Origin of the sequence: Streptomyces sp. SPB074 (assembly GCF_000154905.1) — a bacterium.
Lineage (GTDB): Bacteria > Actinomycetota > Actinomycetes > Streptomycetales > Streptomycetaceae > Streptomyces.
The window spans coordinates 1,960,175-1,963,201 of the sequence record NZ_GG770539.1 but is presented as its reverse complement, the minus strand read 5'-3'; the positions used below and the strand labels follow the sequence as shown (position 1 = coordinate 1,963,201).

General features: G+C 78.9%; 3 protein-coding genes. 2 read left to right on the top strand and 1 reads right to left on the bottom strand.

Annotation, left to right across the window (positions count from 1 at the left end; translation table 11 throughout):
* Positions 1-968: SAV_2336 N-terminal domain-related protein (locus SSBG_RS34355; protein WP_267880257.1), on the top strand; the 968-nt coding region annotated here is incomplete at its 5' end.
* Here SSBG_RS34355 and SSBG_RS34350 read toward each other — a convergent pair.
* Positions 952-1,743, bottom strand: coding sequence for a hypothetical protein (locus SSBG_RS34350; protein ID WP_234010409.1), 792 nt, complete (start codon positions 1,741-1,743; stop codon positions 952-954). The genes SSBG_RS34355 and SSBG_RS34350 overlap by 17 nt on opposite strands.
* Before the next feature lie 113 nt (positions 1,744-1,856).
* Between SSBG_RS34350 and SSBG_RS34345 the strand changes: the two genes are divergently transcribed.
* Positions 1,857-2,969 carry a hypothetical protein gene (locus SSBG_RS34345; protein ID WP_234010408.1) on the top strand — a complete coding sequence of 371 codons (1,113 nt, stop codon included), beginning with the start codon at positions 1,857-1,859 and terminating at the stop codon, positions 2,967-2,969.
* Positions 2,970-3,027: the final 58 nt, after the last annotated feature.

Here is a 3,027-nt window from a genome sequence, read left to right as displayed (position 1 = left end):
CCGCGCCCGCCTTCGGCTCCACGCTCGACCTCCAGCGCGCCCTGCGCCCCCTCCAGCGCTTCCGCACCGCGGGCACCCGGCGGCGCAAGGTGCTCGACGAGACCGCGACCGCCGAACTCTCCGCCCGCGCGGGCGGCCTCGTCCTCCCCGTCTACCGCACCGTCGAGCGCCGTGAGGCGACCCTCCACCTCGTCCTCGACGCCTCCCCCTCGATGCGCGTGTGGGAGCGGATGTTCGAGGAGCTGCGGCAGGTCTTCTCGCAGCTCGGCGCCTTCGCGGGCATCCGCTGCCACTACCTCCACGAGGGCCCCGGCCCGGGCGCCCCCGTCGCCCTCTCCGCCGCCCCCGGCGACGGCCCCCGCTACGCCCCCGAGCGCCTCACCGACCCCACCGCGCGCAGCCTCATCCTCGTCGTGAGCGACTGCGCGGGTGAGCTGTGGCGCAGCGGGCAGGGGCACCGGCTGCTGCACCGCCTCGCCCGCTCCGGCCCCGTCTCCGTCCTCCAGCCGCTCCCGCAGCGGCTGTGGAACCGCACCAGGCTCCCCGTCGTCTTCGGCCGCCTCACCCGCACCGGCACCGGGCGGCTCCAGGTCGCCGAGGACACGGCCCGCCCCTCGCCCGAGGCCCTGCCCGTCCCCGTCGTCCCGCCCGTGCCGGCCGCGCTCGCCTCCTGGGCGCGGCTCATGACCGGCCGCGGCGGCGGCGCCGTCACCGGGGCCATCGGCTGGGTGCGCGCCGACCAGCCCGCCGGGGCGGAGCCCGCGCGCGGCGAGGAGATCCCCGCGCTCAAGCGCGTCAGCCGCTTCCCGCGCCGCCGCCTCGCCCCCTCGCCGGCCGCCTCGCCACCCACCTCGCCGCCGCCGAGTCTCAGTGCCCGTCATGCAGCTCGTGCAGCGCACATGCTCCCAGGCTCCAGGCTCCGCCGAACTCGCGAATCCTCCCTCGGCAGCCTCATCTGGCAAGCGTGAAGTCCCCGCGATCGGACCCTGGTACGCCTTCGCGCCCGGCGTGCGCGAGGCGCTGCTCGGCCCCCTCGGCAGGGACGAGGCCGCGCTCATCCTCAAGCACTGCTCCGCCTACGTCACCCAGCACTTCGGCAAGGGCGGCCCGAACTTCCCCGCCCTCGCCCTCGCCCAGCTCGACGGCGGCCCCGCGCTGGTGCCGCCCGCCGGCGGGGACCGGCACGGCGACCCCGGCGAGGAGTACGAGGACCCGGCGGAAGCGGAGTTCGCGCACACCGGGGACGAGGAGGAGTCCGCCGCGCGCTGCCCCGAGGACGTGCCGCAGCCCTTCGCCGAGGTCGCCGCCGAGGTGCTGCGCCGCTTCCTGCCCGTCTCGCCCGTGCCCGCCGGGGACGGCGGCCTCCCCCACCCCGCGCTCGGCGCGGCGGACGGGCTCGTCGCCGAGTACGAGCGGCACGGCATGGTCCAGTCCCTCATGGACGCCGCCCAGCTCCTGCGCAGCGCCGTGCGCCAGCAGCAGCAGCCCGCGCCGGAACTCCTCGCCACCTGCGCGGCGACCCTGCTGCGGCTGTGGCGCGTCGAGCGCGGCGAGGCGATGCTCCAGGAGGCGCGCGGCCACGCCGAGGCGGCCGTCGCCGCCTCGCGCGCCCCCGCGCACCGCGCCGTCCTCGCCCAGGTGCTCGCCGCGCTCGCCGAGGAGGCGCGCCGCCAGGGCTCCCGGACCGACGCGCTCGCCCCCCCGCGCAAAAAAAAAACGCGAGTACGCCGCCGCCTGCGCCAAGGAACGGCCTCGACCCCGCGCACGCGCTGCGGCTCACCCTGGAGCGCGTCGGCGTCCTGGAGAGCCAGTTCCGGATCAGCGGCGACAGCTCGCTGCTCCAGAGCGGCGTCGGGATGCTCGAAGCGCTCGCCGACGCGCGCGTGGGCGAGCGGGACGAGGTCCCGGCCCTGCTCGCCCTCGCCCACGGCCGGCTCCTGCTGCGCCTCGCCGGGCTCGCGGGCACCGGCGCCGACGCCCGCGTCCGGGCCCGCCGCGCCGCGCACTCGCTGCGCACCGCCCTCGACGTCGTGCCCGCGGCCGACGACGAGTCCGCGCTGCGCACCGAGGACCGGCCCGCCGTCGTCCTCGACCTCGTCGACGCCCTCCTCGCCTCCGGCCCCGAAGGGCTCGCCGAGGCCGCCCGCCGGCTCGCCGCCGCGCTCCCCGCCGCCCGCGCCCGCCACCGCAGCGAACTCCTCGCCCGCACCGCGCGCCTGCACCGCGCCCGCTGGGCCGAGAGCCACGACCCCGCCGAACTCGACGCCGCCGCCGCGCACTTCGACCAGGCGCTGCCCGGCATCCCGCGCGACAGCGCGGCGCACGCGCGCCTCCTCGCGGAGTGGGGCCAGACCCTCCTGGACCGCACCCGCGTCGGCGACGGCGACGCCCCGGCCCGGCTCGCGCAGGCCAACCGCGCCGTGCAGGTGCTGCGCAGCTGCCTCACCGAGACCGGCAGCGGGCACAGCGCGGCCCCGCACCGCGAACTCCTCCTCGGCCGCGCCCTCGTCCACCGCCACCACCTCACCGGGGACCGCGTGGACCTGCGCGAGGCCGAGTTCCACCTCGGGCTCGCCGCCCGCCGCACCCGCGCGCCCCTCGCGGCGGCGACGGCGCACCTGGAGTGGGGGCAGTGCCTCCTGCTCGCCGCGACCGGCGCGAGCCGCCTCGCCCGGTACGGGGAGGCTGCCGACGTCTTCCGCGCCGCCGCCCGCGCCGGGCGCCGCGCGCAGGAGGAGGCCACGAGCGACCGCGAGCGCGCCACGGCCGTCTCGCGCACCGCCCAGGCGCACCACTGGCTGGGCCGCGACTACGCGGGCGCCGCCCAGCCGCGCGCGGCCCGCACCGCCTACCTCGCCGCCCTGGAGGAATGGAAACGCTTGCCAACGGGCATGGAGGCCATGGGCGAACCCACCCCCCGGCAGACCGCCGGGGAACTGGAGGACCTGGCGAACCGGCCCGCGAACTGACCGCGCCGGGCCCGCCACGCCCGCCCGGGCACCGGCCCTCGCACACGCCGCCGCCGTC

Excerpts from the sequence above, each read along its gene's own strand:
- SSBG_RS34345 (WP_234010408.1), top strand. The coding sequence starts at position 1,857 with ATGCTCGAAGCGCTCGCCGACGCGCGCGTGGGCGAGCGGGACGAGGTC.